This is a genomic window from Paracoccus sp. PAR01 (assembly GCF_014851995.1).
GTDB lineage: Bacteria > Pseudomonadota > Alphaproteobacteria > Rhodobacterales > Rhodobacteraceae > Paracoccus > Paracoccus litorisediminis.
Genome location: NZ_JACVAW010000021.1, coordinates 1 through 16,315, shown reverse-complemented (window position 1 = coordinate 16,315; position 16,315 = coordinate 1). Strand labels below are relative to the sequence as shown.

Genomic DNA, 16,315 nt, shown 5'->3' with positions numbered 1-16,315 from the left:
TTCTTGCGGACCGCAACGAACCCGACCTGATCCACGGCGGTCCGGGGATCACCCTTCGGGGCGCACCGTCCCACGCCAGCACAGGGTCGGCGGCAGCAGGATCGGGGCCTCGGGCAATTCCGTAGAGCCTATACGCAGAAGGATTTCCTCGGCGATGGCGTCGAAGGGATGGGCAAAGGTGGTCAGGTCATAGGCCCCCCATGACGCCTGCGCCACATCGTCAAAGCCGATCACGCTCAGATCGCGCGGGATCTCCATGCGGAACTCGTGCCGGGCGGCGTCGATGACGCCAAAGGCCAGCAGGTCGGTCACGCAGAAGATGCCCTCGGGCCGATCCGCCCCGGCCAGCAATTCGCGTGCCGCCCGCTGCCCGGTCGCGTAAGCGGTCGGCCCGCCCTGCCAGACCCGCAACGACAGGCCCGCCGCCTCGGCCTCGCGCCGGAAATGCGCCGCGCGCTGCGCCAAGGCCGGCGTGCCGCTGGCCGAGGTCACCAGCGCGCAGCGCCGCACCCCCGCCCGCAGCAGCATCGAGACCGCATCGCGCATGGCCGGGGCATCGTCGACCCGGATATGGCAGATCCCCGGCAGCGGATCGGCGCGGTTCAGCAGGATCATCCTTTGCCCCGCCGCGACGCAGGCCGCGACCAGATCGGCGGGGGGCGTGCCCGACAGCACCACCGTCGCCACTGCCCGGTAGCTCAGCGCATGTTCCAGCGCCTGATGCACGCCCGCCCCCGGCCCGTCCGCGCCGCCGGTATTGATCACCATCACCATCCGCCTGGCGCGCTGCAGCGCCTGGGTCAGCCGGTCCAGCATCCGGGCATGAAACGGCGCATCCAGCGTCGCCCCGATCAGGCAGACCGGGCGGCTGTCCTGCTTGGAAATCCCCCGCGCCAGATGGTTGACGTGGTAGTTCAGCGCCTCGGCCGCGGCCAGCACCCGCGCCCGCGTCTCGGCCGAGACGCTGGCCCCTTCGGTAAAGGTCCGCGACACGGCCGAGCGTGACACCCCGGCCAGACGCGCCACCTCGGCGGCCGAGGCCGGGTGGCTTTGCAGGCGGGTGCCGCTCATGCGGCGGGGGCCTCGGGCAGATGCGGCTGGATCATCCGCGCCATGCTTGCCGCCCATTCCGCCGCCTCGATCAGCACCGGTTTCGGCGTCTTGAAACGCAGCGCATCGGGAATGCCGCGCAAGCGGCAGATATGGCCGATCGCATCCTCCAGCGCCGGAAAGCGCTGCGGCATCTGCAGATGCAGGAACAGCGCCGCCAAGGTGACCGAGCGTGACCGCCCCGCCCGGCAATTCACCAGCAGATTGCCATGCGCCCGCCGGGGATAAGAGGGCTTGTCGGGCATCTTCTGCTCCAGCAGCCCGCACATCTGGTAATAGCCCGCCAGCATCATCGGCACCGGATTGCCCGGCCCGTCGACAATGCCCAGCTTGTAATAGCGCACGAAACCCGTGCCCCAGCCAAGCGCGGCGCTGTCCGGGTTCACCTCGGTCACGCAGTTGATGTCCAGATTGACCGCGCAATTCAGCACCATCTGGATATTGTGCCGGGCCAGCATCGCGGGATCGGATGCCGCGCGCTTGTCGCCGATATACAGATCGACCCCGGTGCCGATCAGGTTGCGCTCGATCAGGGTGATCGGCTCGCGCAGGGATTTGTCCTCGATCCCGGCAAGGGCAATGTCACCGCTCATGGCTTGCATCCTGTCCGGCGGCACGGGCCGCGCTCAGCATCTGGAAAATGTCGGGATTGGCGGCGGCCAGAACCGGGCCGGGCGCGGCCAGATCGGCCAGATGTCCCGGCCAGTCCCCGACCAGACCGCCCGCTTCCTCGACCAGCAGCAGCCCGGCCAGACAGTCCCAGCAATGCATCAACGGCTCAAGATAGCCGTCCGAGCGGCCATCGGCGACATGGGCCAGCGACAACGCGCCCGAGCCCACCCGGCGCACGCTGGCCCCCTGCCCCAGCGCATGGTTCAGGGCCGCCAGATAGCCGGGGATCGGCAACCGCCGCGACCAGCCCATTTCAATGATGGCCTGATCGGGACGGGCCTCGACGCGGACGGCCAAGGGCGCGCCGTTCAGCGTCGCGCCATGCCCGCGCCGGGCCAGCCAGACCTCGCCGGTCAAGGGCTGCACGATCGCGCCCAGTTCGGCCCGCCCGTCGATGGCAAAGGCGATCGAGACGCAGAAATGCCCCACCCCACGTGCGAAATTCGCGGTGCCGTCGATCGGATCGATGACCCATGTCAGCGGGCCGGGCGTGCCGCCGCCTTCCTCGCCAAGGATCGCATCCTCGGGCCAATGCGCTGCGATCTCGACGCGGATCAACGCCTCGACGGCGGCATCGGACTCGGTCAGGTAATCCTGCGGCCCCTTCAGGGTGAACTGCCCCTTGGGGCGGCTTTCGAATGCCGCGCGGGCCGCGTCGCCCGCGCGCCGCGCGATCAGGGCCAGCCCGTCGAAGCGCTGCGCGATCTCCTGCCCCGTCGGCATCCGGGGCAGGCTTCCATCCGTCAAATTCATGTCCATCATCTGTCCTGTGGCTTAGCTGGCGCGGTTGATCGCCCAGACATCCTGCCAATCCTGCCGCCGGTTCCAATCGCTTTCCGCCGCGCCCGCGTCATAGGGGGTCATCTGGTCGAAATGGGCGGCGACGCCCGAGGGCTCATCGGCGGGCATCGGGATCGACATATTGCCCGATTGCTTGCCGTCGATGGTCTGAGGGGCGGCGCCTTCCTCGGTCATCACGTAATGGATGAACAGCTTGGCCGTGTTCGGGCTGGGCGCATTGCGGGTGATGAACACGGTCTTTGCCCCCATGAAGCCGGAAAACGGCTGCACGTCCGCGCAAAGGCCCAGCTTCATGCCGTTGTGATTGTCGCGGTATTTCCCGGTGGAAACCAACCCGACGAAATTGTCCTGCATGTCCGGCGCGCCCACCGCCTGCGCGGCATCGCTGTCGCTGTCGGTCAGCAGCGGCTGGTTCAGCGCCAGCGCCGCCACCCATTGCGCCGTCGCCGTGCCGCGCACGGGGTCCAACGGCTTGCCGAACTGCGCCTGATAGGCGGCGGCCATCGCCGCGTCGTGATGTTCCTCAAGCTGGTTGAACCAGTCGGTGTAGCTGGGCTTGCCCATCGGATCCTGCATGGCGACGCGGCCCTTCCATTCCGGCAGGGTCAGTTGCCAGACATTGCCGATCGGGCAGCGGTCGTTCAGCGCGGTGTTGTAGGTCCACACATCGGCCGAGACATTCATCACCAGCGGCTCCTGCATCGCGGCGGGCACTTTGCCTGCCAGATCCGAGGGCAGGTAGTTTTCGACAAATCCCGGCGCGATCAGCTGCGCCTGCGCCGCCGGCGCGTCCGAGACCGCGATCACGCTGGCCTGCACATTCCCGGCCTGCTGCTCGGCGGTGACGATCTTGATGGTCTGGGTGACCTTGGATTTCGTACCCGTGGCCTTCAGCCCGTATTTCGCGGCAAAGGCATCGGCCTGTTCGGTGATCTTGCCGGTGGAATCATAGATCACCAGCGGCGGTTCGGATTTCGCGGCGGCCAGCAGCGCGGCCTCGTTGAAGTCCTCGGCGGCAAGGGGCAGCGCGGTGCCGAAAAGCAGCGCGGCCATGACGGAAACAGTTTTCATCGCGTGATCCTGTCAGTTGCGAAAGAGTGAGGTGAAGGCCAGCGGCCTGTCGGCGCGCGGGGCTTGCCCATCGGCCGGGATGCGCTGGCCGGTGGCGTCGAACAGATGCAGCGCCTCGGGGCGCAGCTCGGCATGCAGGCGCTGCCCGGCCCGCCAGGGCGGCGGCTGATGCGTCATCGCATGCAGCAGCGTCGGGCCTTCGACCGAGGCATGCAGCAGCTCCATGATCCAGCCGCCACCCGTCGGCAGCACCGCGCGCAGATCCAGCGCGATGCGACCCGGTCCCGGCTCGGCCATGGGCATGATCCCTTCGGGACGCAGGCCGATCGCTGCGGCACGCGGCAGCGCCGTCCCCAGCAAGCCCGCCAGCGCATCGGCCAGAGCCGTGCCGGTCGCGATCATGTTGATCGGCGGGCTGCCGATGAAGCCCGCGACAAAGCGGTTGGCGGGCTGGCCATAGATCTGATCGGGGCTGCCCACCTGCTGGACCTCGCCGCCATTCATCACCGCGATGCGGGTGGCCAAGGTCATCGCCTCCCACTGGTCATGGGTGACAAAGACGATGGTGGTGCCGAATTCGCGATGCAGGCGGCTCAGTTCCTCGCGCATCTGCAGTCGCAGGGTGGCGTCCAGATTGGACAGCGGCTCATCCAGCAGCAGCACGCCCGGATTGACCGCCAGCGCCCGCGCCAAGGCCACGCGCTGCTGCTGCCCGCCCGAAAGCTGGCCGGGATAGCGCTCGGCCAGTCCGGCAATGCGCAGCCGCTCCATGACGCGGACCAGCCGCGCCTCGCGTTCGGCCGTGGGCAGCTTGGCCAGCCGCAGCCCGAAGTCGATGTTGCGCGCCACCGTCATATGCGGCCACAGCGCGTAGGACTGGAACACCAGCCCCAGCCCGCGCTTCTCGGCCGGGACGAACAGGCCCCGCGCGGCGCTGTCGACAAAGCGCCCGCCAATCGCGATCTCGCCGCCCGAGACCTGCTCCAGCCCGGCGATCATCCGCAGGATGGTGGTCTTGCCGCAGCCCGAGGGGCCCAGCAGGCACATGAAATCGCTATCCTCGACGGTCAGGCTGACGCCGCGCACGACGGCCTCGCCCCCGGCATAGCGCTTGGTCAATTGGCTCAGGTGAATCCCCGGCATGGTCAGCTCTCCAGCCCCTGGGCAATGCCCGTCTTGGTGATGCGGTTGATCAGCGAGGTGCCCGCCCATGACAGCAGCGCGATCATCAGGACGACGGCATTGGCAGCCTGCTGGTAATTGTAATCGACCAGCCGCAGCGCCCATGTCGTCAGCACGTCGGTCGCGGGCACCGCGAGGATCACGAACAGCGACACGTTCTTGATCCCGGATATGAAGGGCATCAGCACCGCCGCGATCATCGGCCCGCGTTGGATCGGCAGCACGATATGGCGCATGCGCTGGAACCACCCTGCCCCGGACATGCGCCCGGCCTCCTCGGCCTCGCGGCCCAGCTGGGTCATCGCCGCAATCCCCGTGCGCGAGGCGAAGGGCATCTGATCCGCGATCAGCGCCAGAAACAGGATCATCGGCGTGCCGTATAGCGCAGGCAGCGGTCCGCGCGGCACCGCGAACAGCGCCATGAAGGCGGCGGCAAAGGCGATGCCGGGCACAAGGTAGGGCAGAAAGGTGATCTGGCGCAAAGCCGCACCCAGCAGCGGCAGCGGGCTGCGCACCACCGCGTAGCCGACCAGCATCCCAAGCAGACCGGCCACCAACGAGGCCGCCCCCACGATCCGCACCGAATTGCCAAGCGCGTTCCAGAATTCCGGCGACAGCAGGATGCCCGACCGCAGCGCCACCGTATGCAGCCCGGTCCCGATCCAGTAGTCGAAGGTGAAATTCTCGGGCGTGAACCGCCCCGGCAGCTTCATCACCGTCGACAGCGCCAGCGCGCCCAAAGGCAGCACCACGCCCAGCAGGAATGTCAGCCCCGCCAGCGCGAAGGCCGGCCACTTCCAGCGTCCCAGCGGATGGCTGCGCTCGGTCATGCCCTTGCCGCCGATGGTGGCAAAGCGCCGCGTCTCGCGCATCATCCAGGCATCAAGGCCCAGCGTCACCACCCCGATCAGCATGATCACGCCCGCGACCACCGCCGCCACCCCGTCCTGCTGCGTCCCGATCGCCCGGTAAAGCGAGGTGGACAGCGTCTCGAACTGCACCGGCAGGCCAAGGATATAGGGAACCGAGAACTCCCCCACCCCATCGGCAAAGATCAGCAGACAGGCCGAGAACAGCGCCGGTCGCGACAGGGGCAGCACGATCTGACGCATGATCCGCATGCGCGAGGCACCCAGCATCCGCGCCGCCTCCTCCATCTGCGCGTCGATCCGGCGCAGGGCATTGCCGACCAGCAGGATGGCAAAGGGGGTGTAATGCAGCGACAGGATCACCAGCGTCGGCAGCGCGCCGTAAGCCAGCCAGTCGGGCGGCGTCAGGCCCATCGCCTCGAACCAACCGGGCTGGCCGCCGACGGTCCGGTTCTTGAACAGCGTCATCCATGCCAGCGCATAGGTCGAGGCCGGCAGCATATAGGGCACGATCAGCGCCGTGGCGAACCAGCGCCGCCCCGGCAGATCGCTGCGCGCCACCAGCCAGCCCAGGGCCGTGCCCAGCGTGATCGCAATCACCGTCGCCGCGACCGAGATCAGCAGCGTATTGCCCAGCGGCCGCCAGAACAGGATATGCGACACGCGCGAGGCAAAGACCCGCTCCAGATAATGCCCGGTCAGCGCATCGGCCTGCAACTGGGTGCGGGCCTCATCCCCGATCTGGACCGTGATCATATCGCCCAAAATCGAGGCCAGAGGCACCACGATCAGCCCCAGAAACAGCGCCAGAAGCAGCAGCGACAGGACGGTGCTTGCATCGTGAAAATAAACGATAAATCTGTATCTTGCCCGATAAGGCAAAGCAAATGCCCGGCCCGGCCTGCGCGGCGATGTCATAACCCACCCCAGTTTTCATTGCCGCTTGGCTAACCGGGTGCTGTGACAGTCGAATGAATGTTTGCACCTATGTGCATGACATTCTCATGGCCGGGAGATAGGGGCCGTCCTCCCGTATAGCTGCCGCCCCCTGCCCGCGCAGAATGCTATAACCGCCCCTATGGCATTGGTGTGCGGGGTAGGATCGCAACAATCGCACTTTGCGAGGTGGTCATGTCAGAGATTCACGGTCGGGCTCGATCTGGCGAAGAGTGCGTACCAGGCGCAAGAAACTGAGGCCCGGCTAGATTCTGCCCTTCTTCTGCCAACCGCGGCCTTGTGTTGTGGCGATGGAGGCCTGCGGCGGCGCGCACTTCTGGGGCCGCGAGATCGGCAATTTGGCACACGAACTGCGGCTCATCCCACCCGCCTCTGTAAAGCCCTTTGTCATTCCTCAGAAAGCTGATGCTGCCAACGCAGCGGCGATCTGCGACGCAGCGCCCAACGATGCGTTTCGTTCCCGTGAGTATCGAGATGACACAGGGCGCAGCGACGGTTTTCCGCATCCGTGAAGGTCTCGTCCGGCAGAGGACGCCAGTGATGAACGCCCTGCACGGCCAGCTGATCGCGTTTGGGCAGATCGTTCCCCAAGGTGCAGCCGACACCCCACGGCTGGTTGCGATCGCCACAGCAGCCCGCCCCCCCATGTGACCGGAACTATCAAGGATCTGGTCGCGACACTTACCCATATCAATGCGGGGAACGCCCGCCGGGTTAAAGAAAGCGATGTCGCCCGGCACCTGATGACCGTGCTGGCGATCGACCCACTGATCGCCACCGCATTGCCCCCCGCTCCACTGCCCGAGACGCTGCGAAAGGCTCGGGACTTGTTCGCCGGGAAAACAGCCCCCCCGGATAGTTTTCCGATCCGGCTTGCTGCTCATCTGGGCCAACAGCGTCATCATCACACGGCACGTCCATGCCAGCGCCCGACCGGGCATCGTTGGGCGCCATGCTGACGCGCAGCGCCACGGGTCCGAGTCCACCGCCAATGGCGTGGATCGTCTGGGCTCTGGTGGCGCGCGGCGGCGATTTAAAAGCTCCGGTCGTAGCGGCTCAAATCACCGGCGATCGCGAGCACGCCAGTGCGAATGTGGGCAAAGAGACGTTTGGCGCAACGGTCGCAAGACGGGATCGGGAAATCAGTGTGCAACAGAGTGCCTTCGAGCGCGTGGCTTTGATTTGAACCGGACCTGCGAACACCACCCGGGCCCGCAGCATGACAATGACCGCAACAGAGGCCGGATACATGTCAGCACCCGACAGCACGCCAAAGAATATCCGCCCCCCTCGCGCAAGGGGCGCATCTATATGTTGCACAGGCCCACCCTCCCATTCCGGTGCCCGTCAAACCCGTTTCGGGCAGCCGTAGCGCGCTACCCTGTTCACCCGTGGCCGCCCTACCTGTCCAATCCCGCACCCACGCCAGACCCAACCTCAGCCCGACACCGAACCAAGGCACACAAACCCCGCTACTCAGGATCAGCCGGCAGCTCGTGTTCTTCGGGGCGGCACTCCCCCTACTAACATGGCTCAAGTTAAATTTATATCCGCATAAATATGCCAATTTGCGGATAACTAAAATCACCCTTTCAGCAGGGTGGTTCTTTTTCCCGCCCCTTACCAGCGGACGTCGAAAAGCGAAAGACCCGCTCGGCCCGCCAAACGTCACATCTTGCCAAGCAATCAACGCATCGCCCGCTGCGTGGCCGGTTCACGCAACAGCGCCCAGCCACACAACCAGCGTGCTCAATATCAGCGAGGCCGTCCGCCCCGACCCTTTGGCCGGGACGGTTTCGCGGCGAAACCTAGCGCTCCAGCAGAGAGCGGATTTCGGCCATCAGGCTGTCCATCAGGTCGTCATCCAGCGCCCTGCCCTCAAGGCGCAGCGTGTGGCCCTTTTCGTCCCGGCCCCGCCGAATGGTGATTCCGCTTGAGGTGCGGATGGTCAGGTCGTCGATCCAGCCCTGCCGCACCGGAGCCGTCCGAGGCCGCCCCCCGCGCGGCGACGGCCGAGGCGTCAGCTCGCTGGCTTCCAGCACCGGTTCGACCAGCGCCCATTCGGCTTCGGCATCCGCCGGATGATGGCTGGACAGCGCCTGCCGCAGCCGCGATTCCGCTCCTCCTCGCAGCGCCGCCGACAGCCGCAAGCCGCGCCGCTCGGTCAGCGCTTCGGGGAAATGCAGCATGTCCCCCAGTTCTTCAAAGATCAGCGCAAAGGACCGCACCTTGGACCGCTTCGCCTTGGACCCGGTGGCGAACAGCTTGTTCACCGCATCCTCGGTATTGGCGAAGGCGCCCTGATTGGCGGCGATCACTGCGATACGGCCGCGCTCGAAATGGCTCAGCTCCTCGCGGACCTCATTCTCCTCGACCATGGCGACAAAGGCCTCGTCGGCCTCGGTCCGGGGACGGACCAGGGCGCGGATGCGGCCGTGTTTCTCGGACTGGGTCAGCTCATGCAGCGCCCGAACCGCATGCAGGCGACGATAGCCCGACAGCAGGCCGTAGCGCGGCCCCTGCCCGTCGGCCTGCTCCATCTCGAAGACTTCGATCGGCAGCCGCTGGCCGTTGGCGGCGATGGACAGCCGCAGCTCCATCAACTCGTCCTCGTTCATGACCATGCGGTCACGGATCATCGCGGTCTCGTCGACCTGCTCCAGCGGCAGCTCGACGATCAGCAGGCCGCGCGCCTCGGCATCGGCCAGCCGCGAGGCGTCGGCCTCGGACCGGGCACGGGCGGCGCGGACCTCGGTGCTTTCGACCGGGACCATGGCGGCACTTTCCGCCGCCACCTGCGAGATCGGGGCGATGCCGCGTCCGATCACCGGGCGGTCACCGGTTTCGCTGCGAAACTGCTGCTCGATCCGGTCCAGATCGGCGGTACTTGGGGTCTCTAGTCTTCTGCGCTTAGCCATTGGACTTCACCCCTTTCGCGACGTTGTTTTCGGCTTCCTCGACCTGCAGATCGCGCCACCAGCTGCCCAGAACCAGTTCCTTCACCTCGGCCCAGGTACGGTCAAAGGTCTCGCGGCCCCGGACATAGGTCTCTCGGTTGAACTCGCGGTAATCGGCCTCATAGATGCCGTTCACCTGTTCGCCAGCCTGACCGACCATGGCGGTCAGCTCCTGCCGATAGGTGGTCATGAAGTCGCCGAAATAGGCCTGGATGACATTGGCCAGATCGGTCTGCTGGGCGGCGTCAAAGCGGGTGACGATGGCGCGGACCGCGTCCCATTCGAAGCGCATCTCGGGCAGGCCGTCGCGGCGGCGGGCGGTGTTCTCACCTTCCTCGATGCTGGCGAAGGTCGAGTAGAGCATGTCGAAAAAGCGCCCGGTCGAGTCGAATTCCAGGAACGAAGCCCCCAGCGGCACCAGCAGGATGTCGGCCGCGGCCAGCGCGTTGATCGTCAGGTACCCAAGTGCAGGAGGCGTATCGAGGATGATCAGATCGTATTTGTCGACCAGCCCGTCATTGTTCAGCGCATTGCTGAGCGCGTCCCAAAGCGGCCAGCCACGCAGGCCCATCCGCCAGACCGGGACCTGGAACTCGGCCCAGTAAAGGTTCAGCTGCGCGCCCAGCAGGTCGATATTCGGCCAATGGGTGGCCTGAATCAGATCCTGCGCCGTCAGCTTCAGCGCCTCGGTCAGGGTCTCGTCGAAGGGCAGGGGGGCGTGACCGGCGGCCTCGCGGACGCGGTTCTCCTCTTGCAAGGCGAGGGCGTAATCCTTGGCGAGCAGGGGGAAGGCGGTCGACCATTCATCGGCGACGATGCCGCCCATGATCGAGGTCATGCTGCCCTGACTGTCGAGATCGATGACCAGCACCTTATAGCCGTCCAGCGCTGCCGACATGGCCAGATGCGCGGCGGTCGAGGTCTTGCCGACGCCGCCCTTGAAATTCGCTACGGCGATGGTCTTGGCGGGCAGACCCTCGGGACGCCAGGGGCGGTATTCGCGGCCCGCCGCACCCTCGGTCGCGAAGTGGTCGCGCAGACGCAGGACTTCGTCGAGGGTAAACCACTTGGAATTGCCCTCGCCAGTGCCCTGCGGCAGATCGGGATTGCGCAGCAGCACCCGGCGGAAATGGGCGGGGGCGACCGGGATCAGGTAGCGGCAGACCTCCCATGTCGAGAAGCGCCGCAGTCGCTTGCGCCCGTCCGGGGCATAGCCGCGTTCGGCCAGATCCTGACGCCCGCGTGCGGCGAAGGCGGCGGCCTTGGCGAATCGGGAGGTGTCGATCGGTTCGGCCAGACGTTGGGCGGATTTGGCCGGATCGATGTTGAAATAGGGGGGTATGGGGTCCTTGCCTGCGGACATGTCACTGCCTTTGCGATGTGCTGCTTCGTTGATTGTTTTGCAGAAACTATTGCACATCATCCGCCCGTGGCGAAAGCGTCTTGGAGGTTTCGCAGCGAAAACCCCTGAATTTCAGGAAAAAACAGCGACGGATAGTTTGTAGTTCTTTAGAACTGTTTAGAATCTTTAGGGGTGCGAATATTCTGCATCGTCATGGGCTTAGAAGGTCTTGGGGACCCGAATACGGGACGGGGGGGACCCGGACACGGGATGACAGGGGCCCGGATACGGGAGACAGGGTGCCGATTCTCGGGAAGAGGGGTTCCCATGGCCGGGATAGGCCCCGGAAGTGCCGGATTTGTCCAATATCGGCACCAAAACCGAATCTGCGATCCCGGAAATGGATACCTTCGCTGCACCGGAAAAGCCAAAGGAACCCGTTTACGGGAGGCGGAAAACTTGCGCTCGGGAACCCGGAGAGCGGTTGCCGGAAGGTACCCATTCCGTCATAATCAGAAAAAAAAAAAGGTGGGGCAGGGCGATGGACGAGATTCCGCGAGACCAGCTTTCTGGCGCGCTGCGTCGGGGCGAGGTCAAGAAACATGTGGCGGCAATCCATGTCTCGGGCAAGCTGACGCTGTTGCAGCGCAAGCTGTCGAACGTGTTGCTGCTGAATGCCTATGACACGCTGATCAGCCGGTCGCGCCACCAGATCGACGCGCGCACCTTGTGCCTGATGATCGGCTATAACAGCAATGACATGGACACGCTGAAGCAATCCCTGCGCGGGCTGGCCGAGACGGTCGCGGAATGGGACATGCTGGATGAAAAGGGCCAGCAGGAATGGGGCGTGTCGAGCCTGCTCAGCTATGCCAAGCTGAAGGGCGGGATCTGCGAATATGCCTATTCCCCGGCCTTGGCGGAAAAGCTGCATGACCCCAAGGTCTTTGCGCTGATCAACCTCAACATCCAGCGGCGCTTCACCTCGGGTCACGCGCTTGCGCTGTATGAGAATTGCTACCGCTTCGTCAGGACGGGGTCGACCGGCTGGTGGCCGCTGGACCTGTTCCGGCGGCTGATGGGGGTCGAGGGCTCGACCTATTACGAGACCTTCAAGCATCTGAACGCCAAGATCATCAAGCCCGCCGTGGCCGAGGTGAACAAGACCAGCAATATTCTGGTCACGCCCGAGACCCGCAAGCAGGGCAGGGTGGTCACCGAGATCCGCTTCCGCATCAAGGAAAACCCGCAGCTGGCGATCCTCGACATGGATGATGGCGAGGGCGTGCGCCATGGCGCGGTCTATGCCCGCCTGCGCGAGATGGGGGTCAGCGACCGGCTGGCGCGGCAATGGCTGGCCAGTCACGGCGAAGAGCAGGTGCAGGAAAAGCTGGATTACGTCGAGAGCCGCAAGAACGTCAAAAGCATGGTCGGCTATCTGACCGCGGCGCTGGAAGGGAACTTTACCGTCATGCCCGAACCCGAGGCCCCGGCCCCATCCGGGCGGGCCGAGCGGCTGCGGCGGATTCTGGATGCGGTCAAGGCGCGCACGCCGACCCAGCGCGACGCCGACAAGCGGCTGTTCGCCGGGCAGCTGTTCGACAGCCGGCTGCGCGAGGATTTCGAGAAGCATGGCTGGATGTCGCCCTTGAACAGCACCCGCATCGCGCTGTTCTGGGAGGAAATGTCCCCCGGCCTGCTGGCCGGGCTGGAGGATGCCACCGTCGAGTGATCCGCGAATGGCCCCGCTGATGCGGGGCAGATTTCCGATCGCCACCCCCCTTCATTGCAAGAACAGTTGCGCCCGCCGCCAACGCGGCATATGAGGCGCGCTACCGGTCGCAGCCTACCCGGTCATCAAAACAAGGGTCTCATTATGAATACTGCTGTTGTCTGCTCTGGCGGACTCGATTCCGTTTCGCTTGCCCATGTCCTTGGCCATGAGGGAAAGCTGAGCCGGATCATCTCATTCGACTATGGCCAGCGGCACCGCAAAGAGCTGGATTTCGCCCGCGCCGCCGCCGACAGGCTGGGCGTGCCGTTTCACCTGATCGACCTGAGCGCGGTAGGGGCGGCGCTGAGCGGCTCGGCCCTGACCGATGATATCGACGTGCCCGACGGCCATTATGCCGAAGAGACGATGCGGATCACCGTGGTGCCGAACCGCAATGCGATCATGCTGACCGTGGCCTTTGGGCTGGCTGCGGCGCAGGGCGATGCGGCGGTGGCGACCGCGGTGCATGGCGGCGATCACTTCATCTATCCCGATTGCCGCCCGGCCTTTACCGAGGCTTTTGCCGCGATGCAGCGGACGGCGCTGGACGGCTATGCCGATGTGGCGCTGCTGGTGCCATTCGTCCATCGCAGCAAGGCCGATATCGTGGCCGAGGGCGCGCGGGTCGGCACGCCATTCGCGCAGACATGGTCCTGCTACAAGGGTGGCGAGATCCATTGCGGGCGCTGCGGCACCTGCGTCGAGCGCCGCGAGGCATTCGATCTGGCCGGGGTGGACGACCCCACGGTCTATGAGGATGCGGATTTCTGGCGCGCGGCGGTGGCCGGGCGGGGGGCGGCGTGATGTATCGCATCAGCAAAGAGTTCCATTTCTCGGCCTCGCATCAACTGGCGCATCTGCCGCAGGGGCATCAATGCGCGCGGCTGCATGGGCATAATTATGTGGTGGTGGTCGAACTGGCCTCGGCCCGCCTGAACGAGGACGGGTTCGTGCGCGACTATCACGAGCTGGCCGAGCTGAAGGCCTATATCGACGAGGAATTCGACCACCGCCATCTGAACGATGTGCTGGAGGGGCCGTCCACCGCCGAAAACATGGCGCGGCATTTCCATGACTGGGCGCAGGCGCGCTGGCCGGAAGTGGCGGCGGTCAGGGTGTCCGAGACCCCGAAGACCTGGGCCGAGTACCGGCCATGAGCCTGCGCATCGCGGAAATCTTTGGCCCGACGATCCAGGGCGAGGGCGCGCTGATCGGGCAGCCGACGGTGTTTGTCCGCGCGGGCGGCTGCGATTATCGCTGCAGCTGGTGCGACAGCATGCATGCGGTCGACAGCCGCTATCGGCAGGATTGGGCGGTGATGGATGCCGCAGGGATCATGGCCGAGGTCGCGCGTCTGTCGGGCGGGCAGCCGCTGGTGGTGTCGATCTCGGGCGGGAATCCGGCGATTCAGGATTTCGGGCCGGTGATCGCGCTGGGGCGGGGGCAGGGCTATCGCTTTGCCTGCGAGACGCAGGGCTCGGTCGCGCGCGACTGGTTCGCGGATCTGGCGCTGCTGGTGCTGTCGCCAAAGCCCCCGTCCAGCGGACAGGAAACCGACTGGGTGGCCTTCGACGCCTGCCTTGCCGCGGCGGGCAAGGCCGAACGCCTCATGAAGATCGTGGTGTTCGACCAGAACGATCTGGACTGGGCGCGGGCGGCCTCGGCGCGCTATCCCGATCTGCCGCTGTATCTGCAGCCTGGAAATCCCGAAACCGATCCCGAAAAACCGGTCGATCCGCAGGCGCTGGCCGACCGCATGTTGTGGCTGGTCGAGGCCACCGTGGGCCGGGGCTGGCTGGTGCCGCGCATCCTGCCGCAGCTGCATGTGCTGATCTGGGGCAACCGCCGCGGCGTATGAAAGGAACTGACATGACCGAGACGATCTACAGCAATCTCAAGCAACTGGGCGGCGCGACCGTGCTGCCGCAAAACCCCGATGAGGCCGTGCTGGAGTGGGTGCGCAATCCGCAGGCCGATGTCGTTTACAATGTGCGCTTCACCGCGCCCGAGTTCACCTCGCTTTGCCCGATGACCGGCCAGCCGGATTTCGCGCATCTGGTCATCGACTATGTGCCGGGCGAGTGGCTGGTGGAATCGAAGTCGCTGAAGCTGTTCCTTGGCGCGTTCCGCAATCACGGGGCCTTCCACGAGGATTGCACGATTTCCATCGCCCGGCGGCTGGCCGGGTTTCTGGCTCCGCGCTGGCTGCGCATCGGCGGCTACTGGTATCCGCGCGGCGGCATTCCGATCGACGTGTTCTGGCAGACCGGCCCGCTGCCCGAAGGGGTGTGGATCCCCGATCAGGGCGTGCCGCCCTATCGCGGGCGTGGCTGAGGCGGGTATGAAAAGGATGCCACCTATCTTGGAGGCTTGCCATCGACATGCGCGTGGTCTTGACGTGTCGGTTGGTATGGCCAGCGTCTGCGCGCTGGACGCTGGCGGATAGGTTCTGAAGGAGGGAAAGGTCGAGAGCATCCCTGGGTGATCGCGCAGATCCTCGGAAATCTGACCGGACATTATCTGCGCGTTGGGTTGGGCGTCGGGCCGATAGCGATGGCGAGCGCTCGTGCGGGCATCGATGAACCGGCGAGGTCTCAGCAATCGCTTACAGTCCCGGCGCATTTTGTCATGACACCCGCGCGCCACTAACTCGGACAACTCGACCGGGCGCGCGGCATTTCCAAATGTAGTGATGCTGGCGCTCGATGAACCCTCATCGAGGCGGGTGCGCGACATGCAAAAGCCGAGGTGGCTGTCGCTTGACGGGCGGCGATCAGCTTGCACCGCATCTGAGTGACCGGAACGGAACATCGCTGGGAAGATCAGGTAACCGCCAGACGACCGCATCAGAGGTCAGCGCCGCAGGGCGAGGATAGCGGTCCGTGCAGGGACGGTGGGCGGGTAATCTCGTGGGGCTTTGGAAGCCGCGGGGCGATGTTCCGACCGGTTGCTCGCAAAGAAGATTGAGATGCTCCACCATCCGACCCGATAATGAAGCGGCGTGATGCCGATTTCGGAGAGAAGCATTTGCGCAATGGGTCGTTACCAAGCGTTCGCAAAGAGTTAACCGACACCGAAGCAGACTGACTGCAACGCAGCATCGCAATCGCGGCAAATCACACTTGTGGACGTTGAAATCCGATGCCGAGAGCCAGACAGCCCATGGAGAGGTGAGGCGGACGGTTGCGGTGCGGCATGGCAGCCGCAAACACTTTGGGTTAGCGGCCTTTCATCCACGGTATCGTGCCCAGCGGGGACCCGTGACCTGCAACGGGTGGGACGCGGGCTGTAACGAACCCTGATGCGCCGGAGAGATCGGAGGACGTGAGCCTTTCCTGTCGGCCATCCGGAGTGCGGCAATCCTTCTCAACGGCAACGGAGAAACTCAACTTATAGGTGAACGTCACTTGAGGCTTGTCAGATGATCATGAAGCCATGGCGTAACGGATCGTCGTAAGCGGTGTCCCGATCACACGGTGACTGCGTAATTCCACGGGAGCAGGTCTTGGATCTTGCTCTGTCTGTGGCCTTTGACGATGGCGGTGAGCGTGGCTGTCAGCCATGCGTGGGGATTGACGCC

Annotated in this window: 14 protein-coding genes and 1 pseudogene; 6 read left to right on the top strand and 9 right to left on the bottom strand. The window is 65.2% G+C overall.

The annotated features are described in order from the left end of the window. Nucleotides 1-48 precede the first annotated feature (48 nt). From IB235_RS20820 to IB235_RS20795, 6 genes are read right to left on the bottom strand one after another with little or no spacing between them, the layout of a single operon-like run. Complete coding sequence (locus tag IB235_RS20820; RefSeq protein WP_192338355.1) at nt 49-1,071, bottom strand: substrate-binding domain-containing protein; 1,023 nt, start codon at nt 1,069-1,071, stop codon at nt 49-51. After that, the gene (locus tag IB235_RS20815) at nt 1,068-1,703 is read right to left on the bottom strand and encodes a dual specificity protein phosphatase (protein WP_192338354.1); all 636 of its coding nucleotides are present in this window, start codon (nt 1,701-1,703) and stop codon (nt 1,068-1,070) included. The genes IB235_RS20820 and IB235_RS20815 overlap by 4 nt, the downstream gene beginning before the upstream one ends. Next, complete coding sequence (locus IB235_RS20810) at nt 1,693-2,541, bottom strand: inositol monophosphatase (protein WP_192338353.1); 849 nt, start codon at nt 2,539-2,541, stop codon at nt 1,693-1,695. Before IB235_RS20810 ends, IB235_RS20815 begins: the two co-directional genes overlap by 11 nt. 15 nt (nt 2,542-2,556) lie before the next feature. Further along, a complete protein-coding gene (locus IB235_RS20805; protein WP_192338352.1) occupies nt 2,557-3,654 on the bottom strand; it encodes an ABC transporter substrate-binding protein in 1,098 nt (365 codons plus the stop codon). Between the two features lie 12 nt (nt 3,655-3,666). Continuing rightward, nucleotides 3,667-4,797, bottom strand: a complete 1,131-nt coding sequence (locus tag IB235_RS20800; RefSeq protein ID WP_192338351.1) for an ABC transporter ATP-binding protein — start codon at nt 4,795-4,797, stop codon at nt 3,667-3,669. Between the two features lie 2 nt (nt 4,798-4,799). Then, on the bottom strand, nt 4,800-6,587 hold the full coding sequence (locus IB235_RS20795; protein WP_225612509.1) for an iron ABC transporter permease: 1,788 nt from the start codon (nt 6,585-6,587) through the stop codon (nt 4,800-4,802). Nucleotides 6,588-6,783: 196 nt separating this feature from the next. Between IB235_RS20795 and IB235_RS25305 the strand changes: the two are divergent. Beyond that, nucleotides 6,784-7,719, top strand: a pseudogene (locus IB235_RS25305) (IS110 family transposase); the annotation flags it as partial. A 751-nt stretch (nt 7,720-8,470) separates the two neighbouring features. On the opposite strand, the gene IB235_RS20785 reads toward IB235_RS25305, so the two are convergent. Together IB235_RS20785 and IB235_RS20780 are read right to left on the bottom strand one after the other, a co-directional pair. Next, nucleotides 8,471-9,580, bottom strand: coding sequence for a ParB N-terminal domain-containing protein (locus tag IB235_RS20785; protein WP_192338348.1), 1,110 nt, complete (start codon nt 9,578-9,580; stop codon nt 8,471-8,473). Next, entirely contained in the window at nt 9,573-10,982 is a 1,410-nt protein-coding gene (locus tag IB235_RS20780; protein WP_155041882.1) for an AAA family ATPase, read from the bottom strand. The genes IB235_RS20785 and IB235_RS20780 overlap by 8 nt, the downstream gene beginning before the upstream one ends. Nucleotides 10,983-11,502: 520 nt before the next feature. Here IB235_RS20780 and IB235_RS20775 point away from each other — a divergent pair. The 5 genes from IB235_RS20775 to queF all read left to right on the top strand — a co-directional run bounded on the left by IB235_RS20775 (nt 11,503) and on the right by queF (nt 15,069). Continuing rightward, nucleotides 11,503-12,693, top strand: a complete 1,191-nt coding sequence (locus IB235_RS20775) for a replication initiation protein (RefSeq protein ID WP_192338347.1) — start codon at nt 11,503-11,505, stop codon at nt 12,691-12,693. A gap of 144 nt (nt 12,694-12,837) precedes the next feature. Beyond that, the gene (gene queC, locus IB235_RS20770) at nt 12,838-13,539 is read left to right on the top strand and encodes a 7-cyano-7-deazaguanine synthase QueC (protein ID WP_192338346.1); all 702 of its coding nucleotides are present in this window, start codon (nt 12,838-12,840) and stop codon (nt 13,537-13,539) included. Next, nucleotides 13,539-13,892: a 6-carboxytetrahydropterin synthase QueD gene (gene queD / locus IB235_RS20765; RefSeq protein ID WP_155041885.1), complete on the top strand. Its 354-nt coding sequence runs from the start codon at nt 13,539-13,541 to the stop codon at nt 13,890-13,892. Before queC ends, queD begins: the two co-directional genes overlap by 1 nt. Then, nucleotides 13,889-14,593 carry a 7-carboxy-7-deazaguanine synthase QueE gene (gene queE / locus IB235_RS20760; protein ID WP_192338345.1) on the top strand — a complete coding sequence of 235 codons (705 nt, stop codon included), beginning with the start codon at nt 13,889-13,891 and terminating at the stop codon, nt 14,591-14,593. The genes queD and queE overlap by 4 nt, the downstream gene beginning before the upstream one ends. A gap of 11 nt (nt 14,594-14,604) precedes the next feature. Further along, a complete protein-coding gene (queF, locus tag IB235_RS20755) occupies nt 14,605-15,069 on the top strand; it encodes a preQ(1) synthase (RefSeq protein ID WP_192338344.1) in 465 nt (154 codons plus the stop codon). 1,135 nt (nt 15,070-16,204) lie between these two features. On the opposite strand, the gene IB235_RS20750 is transcribed toward queF, so the two are convergent. Beyond that, nucleotides 16,205-16,315, bottom strand: a 111-nt coding sequence (locus IB235_RS20750) for a transposase domain-containing protein (protein WP_192336841.1), incomplete at its 5' end; no start/stop codon positions are given.